Genomic DNA, 18774 nt, shown 5'->3' with positions numbered 1-18774 from the left:
GCTCCCGTTTTTATTTCCGCAGCCGCGCTTATTGCAGATTCAGGCTGTAAACACCAAAACCATCGGCATCGGTGCTGTTATAGGTAACAGCGGCTTTACCGGCGGCAAAGGCTTTTGCCGAGTCTTTTGCCGAACTTCTGAACACCACACTGGTGTTGCTCAGCGAGGTAAACGACCAGTTGTTATCCGCCGATGGATCAAAACCCGTCGCCGGATTTTGCTCGGTCATGGCAATCAGGTAATCGGCAACGGTCTGACGATTTTCATTCGGCGCATCAATTACTATTTTATCGCTGCTGACGCCAGGGAAATGACCCCCGCCACCGGCACGGTAATTATTGGTGACCACCAGAAATTCATCAGCATCAACAATAGCGGCGTTGTTGTAGCGAACATTTTTAATGCGGTTATGCGCAGCATTAATCAGATTGCCGGAGACGTCGTAACGTGCTTCTTGGCTGACATCAATCTCGTAAGTAATGCCATCAATCACATCGAAGTTATAGCTTGGAAAACTGGTATTAATCAGTTCAGAACCTGAGCTGCCGGGCACAATGGTATTAAACTGACCGGCTGACATTTCCAGCCATTCTTTAACATCCGCACCGGTAAGCTTCATCACCTTCAGCGTGTTCGGGTAAATATACAGATCGGCCACATTACCGTAAGACACATTACCCGCACTCAGATCGGTAAAATCATCGGCGCCACCACGCCCGGCGCGGAACGGCGCACCGACCGACAGAATTGGCAGGCTGGCATATTCCGTACCCGCAACAATCGATTCCACATACCAGGTCTGGGCATCGGTGACGACCTGAATAGACGGATCATCCTGCACCAGCGCAAAAAAGCTGTTAACCGGAGCTGAGATTTTGGCAAAAGGCTCACTCACCCACTGACGCACATCGGCATGATCCGCCGCGACAGCCGCTTCAATACCGGCATGGTTCGCCACCAGTGAAGTAACGGAACGATCCGGATTACTCTGCGAAATGGGTTTAAGGGTCGACTGGCTGTCGCTTACCTGCCACTGGCCATCAGTATTCAGCGCCAGCGTCATGTCGATATAACCCAGATATTTGCCCCAATAACCCGGCATAACCGCCGGAATACCGTTTAACGTTCCTTTAACATTATCGATGCCTGCAACATTATCGTAGCCGCTGTCACCGGGGAAATTACGGTGCGCATGGCCGAACATAATGGCGTCAATGCCTTCAACCTGTGACAAATAAAAGCTGGCGTTTTCTTCACCGCCGGCACGGTTTTCAGTGGAGATACCGGAGTGCGCGATGGCGATAATAATATCGGCACCTTCCTGCTTCATTTGCGGTACATAATGTTTAGCCATATCGACGATGTCTTTGGCGATCACCCGCGTTTCCAGATTATTTTTATCCCATTGCAGAATCTGCGGCGGTACAAAACCGATATAGCCGATGGTTAACGTATGAGCCAGACCTTCGCTGTCCAGCACCTGCTTATCCTGCAGCACGTAAGGCTTAAAGTACGGAATATCGTTCGTGCTGTCGTTATCGGCATCATCGAAAAAAACGTTGGCGGAAATATAAGGGAAACCGGCATCGTCCAGCGCTTCTTTAAGGAAAGGCAAACCATAATTAAACTCATGGTTACCGATGTTCGCTACGTCGTAATCGAGCAGGTTCATCGCTTTATAAATCGGGTGAACCTCATTGGTATTCAGCCCCTTCACTTTGGCAACATAATCCCCCAGCGGGCTGCCCTGCAGTAAATCTCCGTTATCCACCAGTACGCTGTTTTTCACTTCGGCACGGGCGGCATTGATCAGCGACGCCGTTTTCACCAGGCCCACCGTGTCGTCCTGCCCGTTCTGGTAGTAATTAAAGTTCATGATATTGGCGTGCAGGTCGGTGGTTTCCATCACCCGCAGGGTTACGGTCGCAGCCTTGCCGGCAGCATCTGTATTGCCGTTATTGCTATTGTCGCTGTTGCCATCGTCAGAACCGCAGGCAGAAAGACCAAATGCAACGGCAGAATACAGGGCCAGACGGAGAAAAGGTGTACGTGTCGGTTTCATGGAGCGGGCTGTCCTTAATAAGAGAAGCACAGACCCTAAAAGAGTTTAATGACAGTAAAATTAATAAAAAATAACAGAATTAAGTCTGCCTCTGAGCAGCACAGCCAATAGAATTTACCTGTCTGAAACAGCAAAAAAATAAACCGGATTGCAAGTGACGATTGTCACCTGCAGTCTGGTTTATAACGCATCAGGCTCATAGCAGAAGGTTAATGTCTTAGAGTCGAAGAGGAAGAGGAAGAGCAGATGACAAAGAATTGATCAAACTTACTGACGACTGAGCCAGACCTCCAGCCCCTGCGCATTAAGCCGGGCATCGGTCGCCAGCCAGCGCCGTCTGAGCGCTTCATCCAGCGCCGGATTCAGCTCTCGCGCACGACTCATCAGCCAGTCGAGAATGGCAGCGGCCATACGCTCAACCCGCCCTTCTTTTTGCTCTTTTTCGGCGTTAGCAATAGCCACAAAAGCATCCAGTGACGCCAGCAGTTGCGCCACATTACTATCATCGGCAGTAACCGGGCCATAATGGGTGAGATAGACCGCCGCAGGTTCCAGAGCGGCAATCCGCTCAATACTGGCGCGCATCGCCTGCGGATCAAAATGCACCGGCGTGGTGGTCACAAATAACAGCACACCACCCTCTGCAGTATCGAAAATACGGTACGACACACCAAAGGTATCGCCGCTGAACAGCGCATTGCTCAGCGAATCGTGAATGCAAACATGGTGCAGTGCATGCCCCGGCGTATCGAAAAAGGTAAAGGTACGGCCATTAAAATTCAGCATAAAACCCTCAGCCGCCTCAACCACCCGCTCTGCGGCCACCGGAATTAACGCACCGTATAATTTGCGGTAATTTTCTTCGCCGTACACCGCCATCGTACCGACTTCGAGTTTTGCCGGATTAATCATATGCGCTGCACCACGCGGATGAACCACCAGTTTCGCGTTCGGACATTTCTCCATTAACGCCCCGGCACCGGCTGCATGATCAAGGTGAATATGGGTAAGAATAATCCAGTCCAGATGCTCCGGCGTTAAACCCAGTTCGGCAATCGCCGCCAGCACATGCGGCACCGTATGCGCGGTGCCGGTTTCGATTAATGCCAGACGGTCGCCCTGACGGATTAAATAAACACTGGCCAGACCGTGCGCAACGTAATCGGCGTCGATCTGCATAATACCTGCGGGATGCTGAATCATAGGGCTCTCCTGGTAAACATCGCTGGCGCTGGGGCGCAGACTAAACAACGGCGGCACGGCACACCATGCTCCGTTGGTTTACTACTAAAAGGATTGGCGGCGCTTAAACACCGGCGGTTTCCAGCGCCTCCAGCAGCGCCAGCGCCTTTTCGCAAAAACGGATGTGCTCGCGCTCCGTAGCCAGGCCGGACTGCAGAATCAGATATTGCAGTTGCTCAGCCGCCGACAATTCCCGGCCGGTGAAATCACGCTGTTCAATGTCTTCATACAAAGCCAGCTGCGTGCGGTGCCGGGCCATTCGATGGCGCAGATCATTCTCAACCCCGGCGCCTGTGCCCAGTGCCGCTTCGGCCCTTAAACGCACCATCATGGCATCGCGCAAAGGCGGTGGATCATCTGTCTCAGCCACCCAACGTTTAAGTTCCTGTTCCCCCGCAGGCAAGACCTCGTAGCACCGCTTCCGGCCACGCGCGCCCTCTTCTGCGCTTGAGCGGACCCAGCCCGCAGCCTCCAGCTTACCCAGCTCTTTGTATATTTGCTGATGCGTCGCAGGCCAGAAGAAGCCGATGGAACGCCCGAAGCGCCGCGCCAGATCCATACCCGAACAGGGCTGCTCCAGCAACGAGGTCAGTAACGCATGAGGCAGTGACATAGGTAACTCATTTAAGGATTTTCAACGCAGGATAATGCCTTTATGCAACAAGTTGCAATTAAAGACACCAGTGAGTATAAAGATGCAACTAATTGCATAAAAGGATCACCGTGATGACCTCGACGCTTTACCCTCACCTGCTTGCGCCACTGGATCTGGGCTTTACCACCCTTCGTAACCGCGTGCTTATGGGCTCCATGCACCTTGGGCTGGAAGAAGTCGAACATGGCTTTGAGCGTATGGCCGCCTTCTACGCCGAACGGGCCCGTGGTGGCGTTGGTCTGATCGTAACCGGTGGTATTTCACCGGATGAATACGGTGTTGTTTTTCAGGGTTCAGCCAAGCTCACGACAGATGAAGAAGCCGAACATCACCGCGTGGTTACAGACGCCGTGCACGCCAACGGCGGCAAAATTGCCATGCAGATTCTGCATACCGGCCGCTACAGCTACCAGCCGAACCAGATTGCCCCCAGCGCCTTAAAAGCGCCGATCAACCCTTTCGTACCGCGTGAACTGAGCCACGACCAGATTCTGGAAACCATCGAGAGCTTCGCCCGTTGTGCAGGTCTGGCACAGAAAGCAGGCTACGATGGCGTCGAAGTGATGGGCTCCGAAGGCTACCTGATCAACCAGTTTATTGCTGCGCGCACCAACCATCGTGACGATGAATGGGGCGGCAGTTACGAAAACCGCATCCGCTTCGCGATCGAAATTGTGCGCAAAGTGCGTGAACGTGTCGGACCGGAATTCATCATTCTGTACCGTCTGTCTATGCTCGATCTGGTTGAAGGTGGTTCAACCCTCGACGAAGTGATCCAGCTGGCCAAAGCCATTGAAGCCGCCGGTGCCACCATCATCACCACCGGCATCGGCTGGCACGAAGCGCGTGTACCGACCATTGCCACCAAGGTGCCGCGTGCGGCGTTCGCCTGGGTCACCAAACAACTGATGAGCGCCGTGAACATTCCACTGGTCACCACCAACCGCATCAACACGCCGGAAGTGGGCGAACAGATACTGGCGGACGGTTGTGCCGACATGGTGTCGATGGCACGTCCGTTCCTGGCTGATGCTTTCTTTGTTGAAAAAGCCGCCCAGGGCCGCGCCGACGAAATCAACACCTGCATCGGCTGTAACCAGGCCTGTCTCGACCAGACCTTCGCCATGAAGATCACCTCCTGTCTGGTCAACCCACGCGCCTGCCACGAGACCGAAATTCCACTGCAGGACACCACCGCCGCCAAACGCATTGCGGTGGTCGGCGCTGGCCCTGCTGGTCTGAGCTTTGCCGTTACCGCCGCCCAGCGTGGACACCATGTTGAGTTGTTTGATGCCGGCAGCCAGATCGGCGGCCAGTTCAACATCGCCAAAACCGTACCGGGCAAAGAAGAGTTCTACGAAACCCTGCGCTACTTTGGTAAGCAGATCGAACTGACCGGGGTAAAACTCAACCTCAATACCCGCGTTAGCGCCGAAGAACTGAAAACCGCAGGCTTCGACGAAGTCGTACTGGCAACCGGTATTGTGCCGCGCACACCACCCGTGCCGGGCATCGACCACCCGAAAGTCATGAGCTATCTGGACGTACTGCGTGACCGTAAGCCGGTCGGCAAAAAAGTCGCGATTATCGGCGCCGGTGGTATTGGTTTTGATGTGGCTGAATTCCTGACCCACGAAGGCGAAAGCGCCAGCCTCAACACCGCCAAATTCAATCAGGAATGGGGCATTGATACCAGCTACGCCACCGCCGGTGGTCTGAAAGCACCCGAAGTGGAAATGCCACCGCGTGAGATTTTCCTGCTGCAACGTAAGCAGAAAAAACTGACCGGGCCGGGCAAAACCACCGGCTGGATTCACCGTGCCGGACTGGAAGCACGCGACGTAAAACTGATGCCGGGCGTCAGCTACGACCTCATTGATGATCAGGGCCTGCACATCACTGTTAATGGTGAAGCCAAAGTGCTGGACGTCGATAACATCGTCCTTTGTGCCGGTCAGGAATCTGAGCGCAATTTATTTAACGAACTGCAGGACAGCGGCCTCAGCGTTCACCTGATTGGTGGTGCCGACGTTGCCGCCGAACTGGATGCACGCCGTGCGATTGATCAGGGTGTGCGTTTAGCAGCGAAAATCTGATGGTGATTTACCCGCCCCTTACTGTTTAAAGGTAAGGGGCGGTGTAAGAGATTAAACGCAATTCAGGATTGCCATATCATTCCCCGACACCATTCAGTTGATTGGCAATAAACTGAGCATAGTTGTCGGTCATACCCACCAGATAATCGATCACCCGGCGATACATTGAATAAAGATCCAAATCGTTTTCAGGTTTATCCTCGCCCATAAGCTCGAGTGCACGCCGGTTTTTAAAAGATAAACTGGTAATATCCTTCTCCTGATGAAGTTCGAATGCCGCCGGAATGAGGCAACTCAGAATGGTTTCAATGATATTGTAGGCGCCAAGTTCCAGTTCAATCTTTCTGCGATCATTAAAAATCTTTTCTCTCGCGATAGACTTTGACTGACTGATAATTTGTTTAAGGCCTGAGTCATTTTCGAATAAGGCAATGAGATCCTTTGGCTGATCCACTGACAAAAGCATTTCAGTATTTTTGTCAAAAACATCACTCACGCCTTCCGCAAGTCGGTTAATCGTCATCGCGGTCATTCTGGCTAGCCGACGACTATCGAAACAACCATTTTTATACAAGGCATTGATATCTAACTCACTGTTCGCCGGCGAAAAGATGCTGTTAACATCCTCAAAAGATATAAGTTTCAGTTCTGCCGCATCGAGAATATCCAGCATGCCATAACAAATATCATCAGCTGCTTCCATCAGATAGGACAGCGGATGACGAAGATATCTTCCGCTGACTTTAAGACCCATCTCATCGAAAATACGATCAAATAACACCTGTTCGCTAGCGAAGAAATTAAACTTATCTTTCTTAGCCTGAAGTGACGAATACGGATATTTAACCAGACATCCAAGCGTTGGCAACGTAAGCTGCATCCCACCATCAAACTGGTGATTTTCAAGCTGAGTCACAATCCGAAAACTTTGTGCATTACCATCCAGCTTTTGCAGGTCAAATACCTGCTGCTCTGTAAGTTCCTTTAAATACGAACTGTGATCAGACTTGCGAAACCACTCCTTGATAACCTCTTCTCCAGCATGCCCGAATGGTGGGTTGCCAATATCGTGTGCAAGACAGGCTGTTTGTACAATATATGCAACATCATGCTCAGTGACATCTGCTCCCATATGCGTTTTAAGAGAGAGACCTGCACGGAGGCCCAGCGACCTGCCGACGCTTGCAACTTCCAGGCTGTGAGTTAAACGATTATGAACGTGGTCATTCTTACTCAGAGGATGAACCTGAGTTTTACGCGACAGTCGACGAAAAGCGTTAGAAAATATCAGTCGGTCATAATCTTTATGGAAGCTGTTTCTATAAAATGTAGTGCTGCTATCGGCAACGATCCCCTGACAGCCCTTAAAGCGTTTACCATTGATCAGTCGGTTCCACATGACAGCACATCCTCGTGATATTTTTGTCACCATAAAATAAACTGGCAGATACAAAAAAGCCACCCGAAGGTGGCTTTCTGATTCAGCGAAGCGGAATTACTCCCATTGACTCAGTGCATCCCTGCCCTTCGGCCTGCGGCCAAACTGAAGTTTTCTCAAAAAGTCTGTCCTATATATGGCTTCTTGTAATGGTTTTTATGCGCCTGCAGGACGTCCATTTGAATAAATCTGCGCCGGTACGTCCCGGCATGGATGCCGGACGAGCGAATAGGCCCATGGACAATTTTGTCGGGAACAAAATTGAGCAGCCGCAGGCTGACCCGCAGGGCGAAGGGCAGGATGCCCGGAGTACCGCCCATTATTCGCGTTACCGAGATCGCAGAATTATTCAGATCGGATTAAGTCCTGCACAGCGCGAAGCTGGGGTCCGGGGAGAAGTTTCCCGGGTTGGGGCGCAGGGGCTTGCCCCGCATTGGCTTAAAATCAGACACAACAACCAGCCCGCACAGCGGTTGCCATTCAGAGCACCACCGCCAAGCAGCAGGCACTACCACGCGGAACGTGGGAGCGAGCCGGTGTGTGGGAGCGAGCCGGTGCGTGGGAGCGAGTAATTCCCGCCACCAATAAAAACGGCAGCCGAAGCTGCCGTTTTTTATCCCGTCACGACAAGCACTACCACGCAGAGCGTGGGAGCTAGCCGTAAACCTGTCGGTTTACTCCCACTCAATCGTCGCTGGCGGCTTGCTCGACACATCGTAGGTCACGCGGGAAACATGCTCGATCTCGTTAATAATACGGTTCGATACTTTTTCCAGCAGCTCGTACGGCAGGTGCGCCCAACGGGCCGTCATAAAGTCGATGGTTTCTACCGCACGCAGGGCGATAACCCACTCGTAACGGCGGGCATCACCCACCACGCCCACGGATTTCTGCGGAATAAATACCGCGAAGGCCTGGGAGGTTTTGTGGTACCAGTCGAAGTTATGCAGCTCTTCAATAAAGATGGCATCGGCTTCACGCAGAATATCAGCGTATTCTTTTTTCACTTCACCCAGAATACGTACACCCAGACCCGGACCCGGGAACGGATGACGGTAAACCATATCGTATGGCAGACCCAGTTCCAGACCGATTTTGCGCACTTCGTCTTTAAACAGTTCGCGCAGTGGTTCAACCAGTTCCATCTTCATATCGTCCGGCAGACCGCCGACGTTATGGTGGGATTTAATCACGTGGGCTTTACCGGTTTTGGAAGCCGCCGATTCAATCACGTCCGGGTAAATCGTACCCTGGGCGAGGAAGTTTACGTCGGTCAGCTTGGTCGCTTCTTCATCGAATACTTCGATGAATTTTCCGCCAATAATTTTGCGTTTGGCTTCTGGTTCAGCCACGCCAGCCAATGCGCCGAGGAACAACGCTTCAGCATCCGCACGGATCACTTTAACGCCCATGTTCTTAGCGAACATGTCCATCACCATATCGCCTTCGTTTTTACGCAGCAGGCCGTTATCGACGAATACACAGGTCAGCTGATCGCCGATGGCTTTGTGCAGCAGTGCGGCAACCACAGAAGAATCGACACCACCGGACAGGCCCAGCAGAACTTTCTGCGTGCCCACCTGAGCGCGGACTTTTTCGATCTGATCTTCGATAATTTTTGCTGGCGTCCACAGCGCTTCACAGCCGCAGATTTCCAGTACGAAATGTTCGAGCAGACGCTTACCCTGCAGAGTGTGGGTTACTTCCGGGTGGAACTGCACACCGAAGAAGTTTTTCTCGGCATGGTACATACCGGCAATCGGGCAGCTGGGCGTTGAGGCCATCAGCTCGAAGCCTTCCGGCATTTTTACCACTTTATCGCCGTGGCTCATCCATACATCAAGCAGTGCTTTGCCGTTGGCCGCATCGACATGATCTTTAATGTCGTGCAACAGGCGGCTGCTGCCTTCCACCGCAATCTGGGCGTAACCAAATTCACGGATGGTGGAGCTTTCTACCTTGCCGCCCATCTGTTCAGCCATGGTCTGCATGCCGTAGCAGATACCCAGTACCGGCAGACCCATGTTGAACACGATTTCCGGCGCGCGTGGCGAACCTTCTTCGGTGACCGACTCAGGGCCACCGGCCAGGATAATACCGGTCGGGTTGTATTCGCGGATTTCCGCTTCGTCCATATCCCAGGCGCGGATTTCAGAGAAAACACCAATTTCACGCACACGACGGGCGATCAGCTGGGTGTACTGTGAACCGAAATCCAGAATCAGGATACGTTGAGCATGAATGTCTTGAGACATAACTAATTCCCGTAAAACGAAAGCGGGGATGCAGTGCATCCCCAGAAAAATCAAAGCCCGTCGGTGTTAACCCAGACGGTAATTTGGCGCTTCTTTGGTAATCTGCACATCGTGCACGTGGGACTCTTTCATCCCTGCGGCAGTAATGCGTACAAACTGTGGTTTGGTACGCATTTCATCGATGGTGGCACAACCGGTATAGCCCATGGAGGCACGCACGCCACCCATCAGCTGATGCACGATATTGGTCAGCGGACCTTTAACGGCGATACGGCCTTCGATACCTTCAGGTACCAGTTTATCGGCACCGGCTTTTTTATCCTGGAAGTAACGGTCGGAAGAACCCTGCGACTGATCCATCGCACCCAGAGAGCCCATACCACGGTAAGACTTATAAGCACGGCCCTGGAACAGTTCCACTTCACCCGGTGCTTCGTCGGTACCGGCCAGCATGGAGCCAACCATAATCACGCTGGCACCGGCGGCAATGGCTTTGGAAATATCACCGGAAAAACGAATACCACCGTCGGCAATCACCGGGATGCCGTATTTTTCCATCGCTGCAGCCACGTTAGCCACGGCGGAAATCTGTGGCACACCGACACCGGCAACAATACGGGTGGTGCAGATAGAACCCGGACCAATACCGACTTTTACGCCGTCGGCACCGGCTTCTGCCAGCGCAATTGCGGCTTCGGCCGTGGCGATGTTGCCGCCTACAACCTGCACCTGCGGGAAGTGTTCTTTTACCCAGCGTACGCGGTCAATAACACCGGTACCAAAGGCGTTGGAGGTATGGCCGTGGGCGGTATCGACCACAATCACATCAACACCGGCTTTCACCAGCGCGGTCACGCGCTCGTCGGTGCCAGCGCCGGTACCGACGGCTGCGCCCACCAGCAAACGACCCTGGTCATCTTTGGCGGCGTTCGGGTAAGCGCGGGCTTTATCAATGTCTTTTACCGTCATCAGACCGGCCAGTTTGCCTGCAGCATTCAGTACCAGAATTTTTTCGATGCGGTTAATGTGCAGCAGATTCTGAACTTCCTGCTCGCTGGTGCCTTCCGGCACGGTAACCAGCTGATCTTTAGGGGTCATCACACTGGCAACGGTAGCGTCGAGGTTTTTCTCGAAACGTACGTCACGGCTGGTCACAATACCGACCAGGTCGTCGCCATCAACCACCGGCATACCGGAGATATTGTGCAGCTGAGTCAGCTCCAGCAGTTCGCGGATAGTGGTGGTACTGGGGACGGTAATCGGGTCTTTAACCACACCGCTTTCGAATTTTTTAACCTTGCGGACTTCCGCGGCCTGCTCTTCGATGGTGAGGTTTTTATGCACGATCCCCAAACCACCTTCCTGTGCGATGGCAATCGCCAGACGGGCTTCGGTTACGGTATCCATGGCGGCGGAGATCAGCGGGATGTTGAGCTGAATGCCACGGGTCAGGCGGGTTTTCAGGGTAACCTGATTGGGCAGAACTTCGGAATAACCGGGAACCAGCAGCACGTCATCAAAGGTGAGTGCATCCTGAGCGATTCGCAACATAAAGTGCCTTCCAGAACGAGGGTATGGGAAAGGCGCAGCATTATAACGAAAGCTCAGGGAGCGGTAAACGCCGGACAGCGTTGAGTTTGCAGGAAACTGAAGGTTGCTGCGCGTAAATCGGCAAAGGCAAAGGAGGCAATGTGCGGTCCGCGGCTGTCCAGCCAGCATAGGGGCGGCGTTTCGGCTCCCTCCTGATGCTGTTGTTGGTATAGCCGCTGTTGCTGACGTTGTTGCTGACGTTGTTGTTGACGTTGTTGTTGCAACCGGGCAAAAACTTCACGCCCCTGTTGATAAGGAATCACGTCATCGTCAGGGCTGTGCATGACCAGCGTCGGAATATGAATTGCAGCCACATGGTCAACCGGGTCCCAGTCGCCCGGCACCAGTACGGTAAATGGCCAGATCAGCCAGCCCAGAAGGTTACTGCTCATGGCATGGCGCGCCACCGCACCAAAGCCGCTAAAAGGAGCATCCAGCACCAGCGCCTGAATCTGGTATTCATCCTGTGCACGGGCAACAAAATTGATGGCCAGCGCCGCACCAATACTCTGCCCTAACACCACCAGCTGTTTCTGCGGATGTTGCGTACGCAGCCATTGTGCGGCGGCTTCGATATCCTGCAGCACATCGGGCATTAACGCCTGCCCTTCGGAAGCGCCAAATCCCCGGTAATCAAGCGCCAGCACGCTTACGCCCTGTTGCGGCAACCAATAAATGCTGCGGCTGTGACTGCTGATGTTCTCGGCATTACCGTGCAGATACAGCACCATGATGCCGCTGTCTTCCCCCTGTGCCGGCAACCACCAACTGTGCAGGCGGGTGCCGTCATGGGCGGTCAGGGTAATGTCTTCGTACGGCAGCGGCACATCGGCGGGAGTCGCAATCCACACCGTCTGCGGATAAAAAAACAGCCCGGTGGTGGCGGTACAACCACCCAGCATCAGCACAATAAGCAGTGCCGGTGCCAGACTGATGGGTCTGCGTAATACCCGCACCACCCGCGCCATCAGAAATACCACTGCATACCAGCAGAGACTTCACTGATACCGGCCGTGCCTGCGCCGGCGGAAAACAGCTGACGCTCGGCTTTTATCCGCAACTGCAGATTCTGCCCCAGCGCATAGCCAGCTTCGGCGCGCAGACTGCGGCGCACGGTATCGTCGCCGACGTTCAGTGGTTGCCAGTTGGCTTCAAGCTGCGCCTGCACCTGTTCGTGCTGCAGCAACCAGCCAACACGCGGGCCGAAGCTGAGCTGGTAGCCATCATCAAACTGGTTATCCGCCAGCATCTGGGTTTCGGCCAGGCCATACCAGCGTCCGAGCGCCGTCTGATAAGCGCGGCCAAAGGCCACTTTTAAATAGCCATGCAGCTCAGCCTCGGCACCCAGAAAACGCTCGGCACCGGCGGTTACCGCCCAGGCTACCGGACGCTGAAAATAGGTTTGATGACTGAGCGACAGCACATCCACCACTTTAAAGCGTTGCAGCTTAACGCCTTCGTCTTCCCAGACGCGCAGATCCCACTGCCCCATCTGAATCTGTGAGCCAGGCACAAAGCCCTGCGGCAGATCGAGAATATCGTGATAGGCAATGCGCCAGCTCAGATCGCTATAGGCCTGAGTCTCACCAGATGCACTGACCTGCCCGCCCCAGAGACCGGCGCGGGAAGTCAGGTGACCCTGATCGTCACGGATAGCGGGCATGGGGGTATCGGTAAAATCAGCTTCGGCCGGACGTTTTGCCCGTGCCGATAACAGCGCCAGCGTGCGTTTACGCAACACAGGATTGGCCTGTTTTTTCTTGATTGCCAGATAACGGGCATAAGCGTGACTGAGCTCCAGTGCACGCACCTGATCCTGTGCATTTAATCCGGCGATCAGGCTTTCGATATCCTCGTCGCTATCAACCAGCGCCTGCGCCGCAACCAGCACCTCTTCATTCACCTGAGTGCTTTTAAATTCCATAGCGGTCGCCGCAGACGGACGGTACTCGGTATTTTCCACCAGGTCGTTTTGCCATAACGCGCGGATGGTATCGACTGGCACGGCTTTGTATGTAAACGCCTCGGCTAAATCGGCGCGTTCTGAGCTGGCATCGAGCAATGCCAGCAAACGGTATGAGCAGTTTTCATCAAAGAAAAAATAATCGTAATAGGTTTCTTTGGTTTCCCAGATATGACGGACAAACTGCGCGACTTCGGCTTCAGTAAAATTCAGCCGGTACTCCCACACATCACGATATTCCATATGCTGGTATTCGTTGGTTTTTACATAGTACGGCATCACCGATACCACACCGGGATAACCGCCAGTTAACCCTTTATAGCTGAATACTAATTCGTTATCGGTTGGGTCGGCATTGGCGGCAAAATTCACGCTATAAGCCAGCAATTTGCTGCGCGAATCGTCGGCACGGTCCATACGCACCAGCGTGTGACCATACATCGATGACGGCGAGTTAATATGGGATGCTGGAAAAATAAGGGTTAATGCATGAGCGTCGAGTTCGTCGCGCCATTCTTCAAATTCCGGACAGCGCTGATCGGTAAATGCAACGTCCGGTAATTGTTGTTTCAGCCAATGATAACGCGCAGGAAACTGACACTGCGCCGATTCATTATCCGCCTGATTGGTTTGTAAAAAAGCAATAAAATCGGCTTTTAATTCAGCCGTAAGATCTTCTTTTCCATGTTCGGCCAAAAAGAATTCCGGACTGTCATTCTGGCTCAGATAACGCCCTTTAAGCGGGTGAAGTCGATAGTGCAGCAAATGCGCCCATTGTGGTTTTTCAGCCAATGATTGCAATGCGCCCTCATCTGGCAGAGATGTTGTTCCGGCACGCGCTGCGAACGATGCAGCCATTAAAAATCCACAAAGCCCCAGTATCCCTGACCAGCGCATAGCGTTATCTCTCCTTCTTTATTTAATGCATAAAATTCAGACAATAAAAAAGCGCGCCGGGGCGCGCTTTTTTATCAATACCGGGAATTAACCCAGGTATTTCTGCAGAGCAGCGTCTTGTGCCATTGCAGAAGTCATAGCTTCATAAGCAGTAGCAGAAGTAGCGTCTGCGTTGAACATGCTGTCGAAGTTAGACTGCATAGTGCGGTTGAAAGCAGCAGAATCCTGAGCGTCAACACCGATCACTTCAGCCAGAGCAGCCAGAGTTTCGCCTTGACCTTTAGCAGCGTCCAGAGCCAGTTGATCCATGTTGTCTTCCATGAATGCCTGAGCCAGTTTCAGAGGGCCGTTAGCGCCTTCACAACCCAGAGTACCGGAAGTCATACCGAAAGTTTGGTTACCGGAAGTACCGTTGGTGGTAGCAGCCAGTACGTGCTCGTGCCATTCGTTAGCATCTGGGAAAACAACTGCAGTACCCAGACCACAACCAGCCAGGTCGTTACCAGCGAAAGCCAGTGTGGAAGAAGAAACCAGAATTGCACCTGCGATAAACTTTTTCATGGGCTATATCCTTGTGTCAGCCTATTTCAAATTTGATTCAGCTTGCGCTGAAGCCGTTAACACTAGCGCGTTATAAACCTTCTGTCTACGTCATCAATAACGACATAAGCACAATAGTGAACTCGCGCACATCCTTGATACACAAAAGAAAATCTCTGGCCAATACGGTCTGAGCGTGGCAACCTCTCGACACATCTTACAACCGATATCTTTCACTTTTGTGCAAGCCACCAATATTTTCACCGTCAGCCAGCTGAACCAGCGTGCCAAACAATTACTGGAAGTTTCTTTTGCCAACGTGCGCGTTGAAGGAGAAATTTCTAATTTGTCACGCCCGTCTTCCGGGCACTGGTACTTTACCTTAAAAGACAGTGGCGCTCAGGTGCGTTGCGCCATGTTCCGCTCGCGTACCGCCCTGCTGAAATTTATGCCGAAAGAAGGCGACAAGGTCGAGCTGCGCGCCAAGGTCAGCCTGTACGAAAACCGTGGCGATTATCAGCTGATTGTCGATGCCATGAAGCCCGCCGGTGAAGGTGCACTGCTACTGGCTTTCCAGCAGTTAAAAGACCGCCTGGCGATGGCCGGATTGTTTGATGAGCAATACAAACAACCGCTGCCGTCGGTACGCCGGGTCGGTATTATCACCTCCCCCACCGGCGCCGCCATCCACGACATGCTCACGGTGTTCCGCCGCCGCTGCCCTGCCATCGAAATCGATATCTATCCCACGCCGGTACAGGGACGTGATGCCACCGCGCACATCGTGGCGGCCATTGAGCGCGCCAACCGTGATAACAATGTCGATGTGCTGATTATTGGTCGCGGTGGTGGTTCGCTCGAAGATTTATGGTGCTTTAACGAAGAAGCTGTCGCCTGGGCGATTCATCAGTCACGCCTGCCGATTGTCAGCGCCGTCGGTCATGAGGTCGACTTTACCATCGCCGACTTTGTTGCCGATGCCAGAGCACCAACCCCATCCGCCGCTGCCGAACTGCTCAGTCCGGATCAAGGCCAGCAACTGCGTCAGATACAGTTAATACGCCAGCGCCTGAACCGCGCCATGCAACGGCAATTACAGCAACAACAGCAACGGCTGTTACGTATTCAGCAACGTCTGCGCGCTCCCGGTCGCTTACTGCAAAGCCGCGCCCAGCATCTGGATCAACTGGAAATCCGCCTGCAGCGCGCGCAGCAACAGAATCTGCAACAGCGTCATCACCGCTTGCAAAAACTGCAACAGGCACTGGTGCATCAGCATCCGCAACGCCTGTTACGTGAACGCCAGCAACAGGTCGCGTTACTGGAAAAACAATTTACCCGCCTGATTCAGCAACGCCTGAATCAGCGTCAGCAACAGTTGGCCACTCAGGCTCACCTGCTCAACAGCCTGAGCCCGCTGAACGTTCTTGGCCGCGGCTACTCTATTACCCAGCAGGCCGATGGCCGTGTCGTACAGCAAACCGCTGACGTCTCGGTCGGCACACGTATTCACAGTCGGCTGCACAGCGGCTGGCTGGAATCAGACGTGGTTGCCGTACATACAGACAATGCTGCAACTCAGACAGACAGCGTGAAAAAGACCCGCACACGAAAAGCCCCCAGGAAGAAAACCAGCGAGGATTAAGCATGGCCGAACTCTTTCACAGCATGATGCAGTTTATTGTCTCGCTGTTCGCTGCCGGTTCGATCCAGAGTGCCACTCCTATACCCGCAGAAAGCCCCCTGCCGTTACAGCAGAGTATTCCCGGCGGTCTGACGATGATTCCCGTCGGTGATGGCATCCAGCCACCGGCGGTCAGTTTTAATGGTCGGCCGGTAATGGTCATCCGCCCGGACGAACAGCAATCCTGGCTGGCCATGGTCGGTATTCCGCTCAGTCAGAAGCCCGGAGAGGCGAGCATCAAAGCCGGTAATAACAACATCCGCTTCGGAGTGCATGATCACCCTTACCCTGAGCAGCACCTGACCGTTAAAAAGAAACACGTTAACCCCAGCGCCGCAGAACTGGCGCGTATCCGCAAAGAACAGGCCCAGATGGCGGCGGTTTATACCAGCTTCAGTCCGCCCCGCCCCTGGCAGCCAATGGCCTGGCCCATTCGTGGCGATATGAGCAGCGCCTTTGGCCTGAAGCGCTTTTTTAATGGCGAACAGCGTAATCCGCACAGCGGACTGGACATTGCCGCACCCACCGGCACCCCCATTCTGGCGCCGGCCGATGGTAAAGTCGTGCTGACCGGTAATTTCTTCTTCAACGGTAACAGTGTATTTATCGATCACGGCCAGGGGTTGGTCACCATGGTCTGCCATATGAGCGCCATTAATGTTCAGGAAGGCGAAGAAATCCGTGCTGGCACGCTTTTGGGTAAGGTCGGAGCCACCGGCCGTGCAACCGGCCCACACCTGCACTGGACCGTCAGCCTGAACAACGCCCGCATCAACCCTTTGCTGCTGATGTCACCGCTGCGCAGTGGCAAACTGCTGTCGGGCACCAGACAAACAGGAGCTGCACATGAGTGATAAAAAACACCCCGGCACCGCCGGTCTGCTGCCGGTAAAAGGCAGCGGTTGCGGTATCCGGCCCGACCCGGACGCCATGAACGACGACACCGGTTTTGATTTCAGCGGCGCCCGCTCGCTGCTCGAAAAAGAGCAAAAAAAAGCCGAAACAGCCGCCGATAACCAGCCCGAAAGCGCAGAATAAATCCTGTTTTAAGCCGCTGCAGCCGATAAAACTGGCAGCCAACGGTGAAGGTCTATACTCAGATAAGCCCCTTTTCTGAAAGACCGTCATGATCAAAAAAATCTCTGTCGACCAGCTCAAACCGGACATGTATGTCTCAGATCTGAACTGCGATTGGATTCCCCACCACAATTTCCAGAAAGAAGGCCGCATCCCTGATCAGAGCATTATCGATGAGATCCGCCGCCGCGGAATTCACGAAGTGTATATTGATACCGCTCGCGGCCTGGATGCCGGCGACGATGCCCTGACCGCCACGGAGGTCGACCGTAATAATCAAGCGGCACTCGATAAAGCCGCCGCTCTGAAACCCGACCACAAAGCCCGCAACGGTGTGCAGGAAGAGCTGCTGAAGGCGAATAAAATTCATACGCAGGCTAAAGGTCTGGTCAGCAACGTACTGAAAGATGTGAAGCTGGGCCGCGCCATCGATGTAGAAGCCTTCGACCGTCTGGCCGATGGTATGGTCGATTCGGTACTGCGTAATCACAACGCCCTCGCCTGCCTCGGCCGCATCCGCGAAAAAGACAATTATCTGCTGGAACATTCCATCAACCTGGCGGTACTGATGGGAATTTTTGCCAAAAGCATGAAGATCGACCGCGAGACCATGCACCAGACCATCGTCGGCGCCATGTTGCATGATATCGGTAAAGTCATGATTCCCGACGAAGTGCTGCATAAACCCGGCAAGCTGAGCGACGATGAATTCGCCATTATGCGCAACCATGTGGTGTTCAGCCGCGAGCTGTTAAAAAAGACACCCGGAGTGAGCGAGCTGACCATTAAAGTCGCCGCCCAGCATCACGAGCGCATTGATGGCAGCGGCTACCCGGAAGGCCTGCACGACTGCGATATCTGCCGCGAAGGAAAGATGTGCGCCATTGCCGATGTCTACGACGCCATCACCGCCGACCGCGTTTACCACAAAGGCTTGCCACCGACGATGGCGCTGAAAAAACTGCTCGAATGGAGCGGCACCCACCTCGACCAGACCCTGGTACACCGCTTTATCCGCTCGATGGGCATTTACCCGGTGGGTTCACTGGTCAAACTGAAAAGCCAGCGCCTGGCGGTGGTGATTGAAGCCTCAGAAAGCGATCAGCGCTTGCCGCTGGTAAAGGTTATTTATAGCACCAGCAGTCAGCGCTACCTGCCGGTTGAGATCATCGACCTGAGCAAACCAACCACTCAGGACGAAATTCTGCAGGCCGTAGACCCGGCCCGCTTTGGTATCCGCCTGAACGATTTTATCGCCTGAGCGACGGTTTAACG

14 protein-coding genes are annotated in these 18774 nt (G+C 53.6%); 5 read left to right on the top strand and 9 right to left on the bottom strand.

Annotated elements, in window-relative coordinates:
* Nucleotides 1–28: 28 nt before the first annotated feature.
* The 3 genes from NYR02_RS07005 to NYR02_RS06995 form a co-directional block, all read right to left on the bottom strand.
* Nucleotides 29–2062 (bottom strand): bifunctional 2',3'-cyclic-nucleotide 2'-phosphodiesterase/3'-nucleotidase, encoded by a 2034-nt coding sequence (locus NYR02_RS07005; protein ID WP_260975650.1) that lies wholly within the window; start codon nucleotides 2060–2062, stop codon nucleotides 29–31.
* A gap of 267 nt (nucleotides 2063–2329) precedes the next feature.
* Nucleotides 2330–3265, bottom strand: coding sequence for an MBL fold metallo-hydrolase (locus NYR02_RS07000; RefSeq protein ID WP_260975649.1), 936 nt, complete (start codon nucleotides 3263–3265; stop codon nucleotides 2330–2332).
* Nucleotides 3266–3368: 103 nt separating this feature from the next.
* A complete protein-coding gene (locus NYR02_RS06995) occupies nucleotides 3369–3917 on the bottom strand; it encodes a PadR family transcriptional regulator (RefSeq protein ID WP_260975648.1) in 549 nt (182 codons plus the stop codon).
* 113 nt (nucleotides 3918–4030) lie between these two features.
* Between NYR02_RS06995 and NYR02_RS06990 the strand changes: the two genes are divergently transcribed.
* The gene (locus NYR02_RS06990; protein WP_260975647.1) at nucleotides 4031–6055 is read left to right on the top strand and encodes an NADPH-dependent 2,4-dienoyl-CoA reductase; all 2025 of its coding nucleotides are present in this window, start codon (nucleotides 4031–4033) and stop codon (nucleotides 6053–6055) included.
* Between the two features lie 76 nt (nucleotides 6056–6131).
* Here the strand turns inward: NYR02_RS06990 and NYR02_RS06985 are convergent, their stop codons facing one another.
* The 6 genes from NYR02_RS06985 to NYR02_RS06960 form a co-directional block, all read right to left on the bottom strand.
* A complete protein-coding gene (locus tag NYR02_RS06985) occupies nucleotides 6132–7454 on the bottom strand; it encodes a deoxyguanosinetriphosphate triphosphohydrolase (protein ID WP_260975646.1) in 1323 nt (440 codons plus the stop codon).
* A 713-nt stretch (nucleotides 7455–8167) separates the two neighbouring features.
* Nucleotides 8168–9748 carry a glutamine-hydrolyzing GMP synthase gene (gene guaA / locus NYR02_RS06980; protein ID WP_260975645.1) on the bottom strand — a complete coding sequence of 527 codons (1581 nt, stop codon included), beginning with the start codon at nucleotides 9746–9748 and terminating at the stop codon, nucleotides 8168–8170.
* A 66-nt stretch (nucleotides 9749–9814) separates the two neighbouring features.
* Complete coding sequence (gene guaB / locus NYR02_RS06975; RefSeq protein WP_260975644.1) at nucleotides 9815–11299, bottom strand: IMP dehydrogenase; 1485 nt, start codon at nucleotides 11297–11299, stop codon at nucleotides 9815–9817.
* Nucleotides 11300–11352: 53 nt separating this feature from the next.
* Nucleotides 11353–12318: an alpha/beta hydrolase gene (locus tag NYR02_RS06970; RefSeq protein WP_260975643.1), complete on the bottom strand. Its 966-nt coding sequence runs from the start codon at nucleotides 12316–12318 to the stop codon at nucleotides 11353–11355.
* Nucleotides 12306–14159 carry an Lnb N-terminal periplasmic domain-containing protein gene (locus tag NYR02_RS06965; protein WP_260975642.1) on the bottom strand — a complete coding sequence of 618 codons (1854 nt, stop codon included), beginning with the start codon at nucleotides 14157–14159 and terminating at the stop codon, nucleotides 12306–12308. Before NYR02_RS06965 ends, NYR02_RS06970 begins: the two co-directional genes overlap by 13 nt.
* Nucleotides 14160–14285: 126 nt before the next feature.
* Nucleotides 14286–14759, bottom strand: a complete 474-nt coding sequence (locus NYR02_RS06960; protein WP_260975641.1) for a DUF3015 family protein — start codon at nucleotides 14757–14759, stop codon at nucleotides 14286–14288.
* A gap of 205 nt (nucleotides 14760–14964) precedes the next feature.
* Here NYR02_RS06960 and xseA point away from each other — a divergent pair, with 205 nt between their 5' ends.
* From xseA to NYR02_RS06940, 4 genes are all read left to right on the top strand, one after another.
* On the top strand, nucleotides 14965–16383 hold the full coding sequence (gene xseA, locus NYR02_RS06955; RefSeq protein ID WP_420864300.1) for an exodeoxyribonuclease VII large subunit: 1419 nt from the start codon (nucleotides 14965–14967) through the stop codon (nucleotides 16381–16383).
* A 2-nt stretch (nucleotides 16384–16385) separates the two neighbouring features.
* Nucleotides 16386–17276, top strand: coding sequence for a M23 family metallopeptidase (locus NYR02_RS06950; RefSeq protein ID WP_260975639.1), 891 nt, complete (start codon nucleotides 16386–16388; stop codon nucleotides 17274–17276).
* Nucleotides 17269–17460: a hypothetical protein gene (locus NYR02_RS06945; protein WP_260975638.1), complete on the top strand. Its 192-nt coding sequence runs from the start codon at nucleotides 17269–17271 to the stop codon at nucleotides 17458–17460. The genes NYR02_RS06950 and NYR02_RS06945 overlap by 8 nt, the downstream gene beginning before the upstream one ends.
* An 88-nt stretch (nucleotides 17461–17548) precedes the next feature.
* Entirely contained in the window at nucleotides 17549–18760 is a 1212-nt protein-coding gene (locus NYR02_RS06940; RefSeq protein ID WP_260975637.1) for an HD-GYP domain-containing protein, read from the top strand.
* Nucleotides 18761–18774: the final 14 nt, after the last annotated feature.

Origin of the sequence: Thalassolituus pacificus (genome assembly GCF_025318105.1) — a bacterium.
GTDB classification, from domain to species: Bacteria; Pseudomonadota; Gammaproteobacteria; order Pseudomonadales; family Oceanobacteraceae; genus Venatoribacter; species Venatoribacter pacificus.
This window is presented reverse-complemented; position numbering and strand designations above follow the sequence as displayed.

Bases quoted from the DNA above. Each gene is read 5' to 3' on its own strand.
- NYR02_RS06960 (WP_260975641.1), bottom strand. From the start codon at position 14,759: ATGAAAAAGTTTATCGCAGGTGCAATTCTGGTTTCTTCTTCCACACTG.
- NYR02_RS07000 (WP_260975649.1), bottom strand. From the start codon at position 3,265: ATGATTCAGCATCCCGCAGGTATTATGCAGATCGACGCCGATTACGTT.
- guaA (WP_260975645.1), bottom strand. From the start codon at position 9,748: ATGTCTCAAGACATTCATGCTCAACGTATCCTGATTCTGGATTTCGGT.
- NYR02_RS06950 (WP_260975639.1), top strand. From the start codon at position 16,386: ATGGCCGAACTCTTTCACAGCATGATGCAGTTTATTGTCTCGCTGTTC.
- NYR02_RS06965 (WP_260975642.1), bottom strand. From the start codon at position 14,159: ATGGCTGCATCGTTCGCAGCGCGTGCCGGAACAACATCTCTGCCAGAT.
- NYR02_RS06990 (WP_260975647.1), top strand. From the start codon at position 4,031: ATGACCTCGACGCTTTACCCTCACCTGCTTGCGCCACTGGATCTGGGC.
- guaB (WP_260975644.1), bottom strand. From the start codon at position 11,299: ATGTTGCGAATCGCTCAGGATGCACTCACCTTTGATGACGTGCTGCTG.
- NYR02_RS07005 (WP_260975650.1), bottom strand. From the start codon at position 2,062: ATGAAACCGACACGTACACCTTTTCTCCGTCTGGCCCTGTATTCTGCC.
- NYR02_RS06985 (WP_260975646.1), bottom strand. From the start codon at position 7,454: ATGTGGAACCGACTGATCAATGGTAAACGCTTTAAGGGCTGTCAGGGG.
- NYR02_RS06995 (WP_260975648.1), bottom strand. From the start codon at position 3,917: ATGTCACTGCCTCATGCGTTACTGACCTCGTTGCTGGAGCAGCCCTGT.
- NYR02_RS06945 (WP_260975638.1), top strand. From the start codon at position 17,269: ATGAGTGATAAAAAACACCCCGGCACCGCCGGTCTGCTGCCGGTAAAA.
- NYR02_RS06940 (WP_260975637.1), top strand. From the start codon at position 17,549: ATGATCAAAAAAATCTCTGTCGACCAGCTCAAACCGGACATGTATGTC.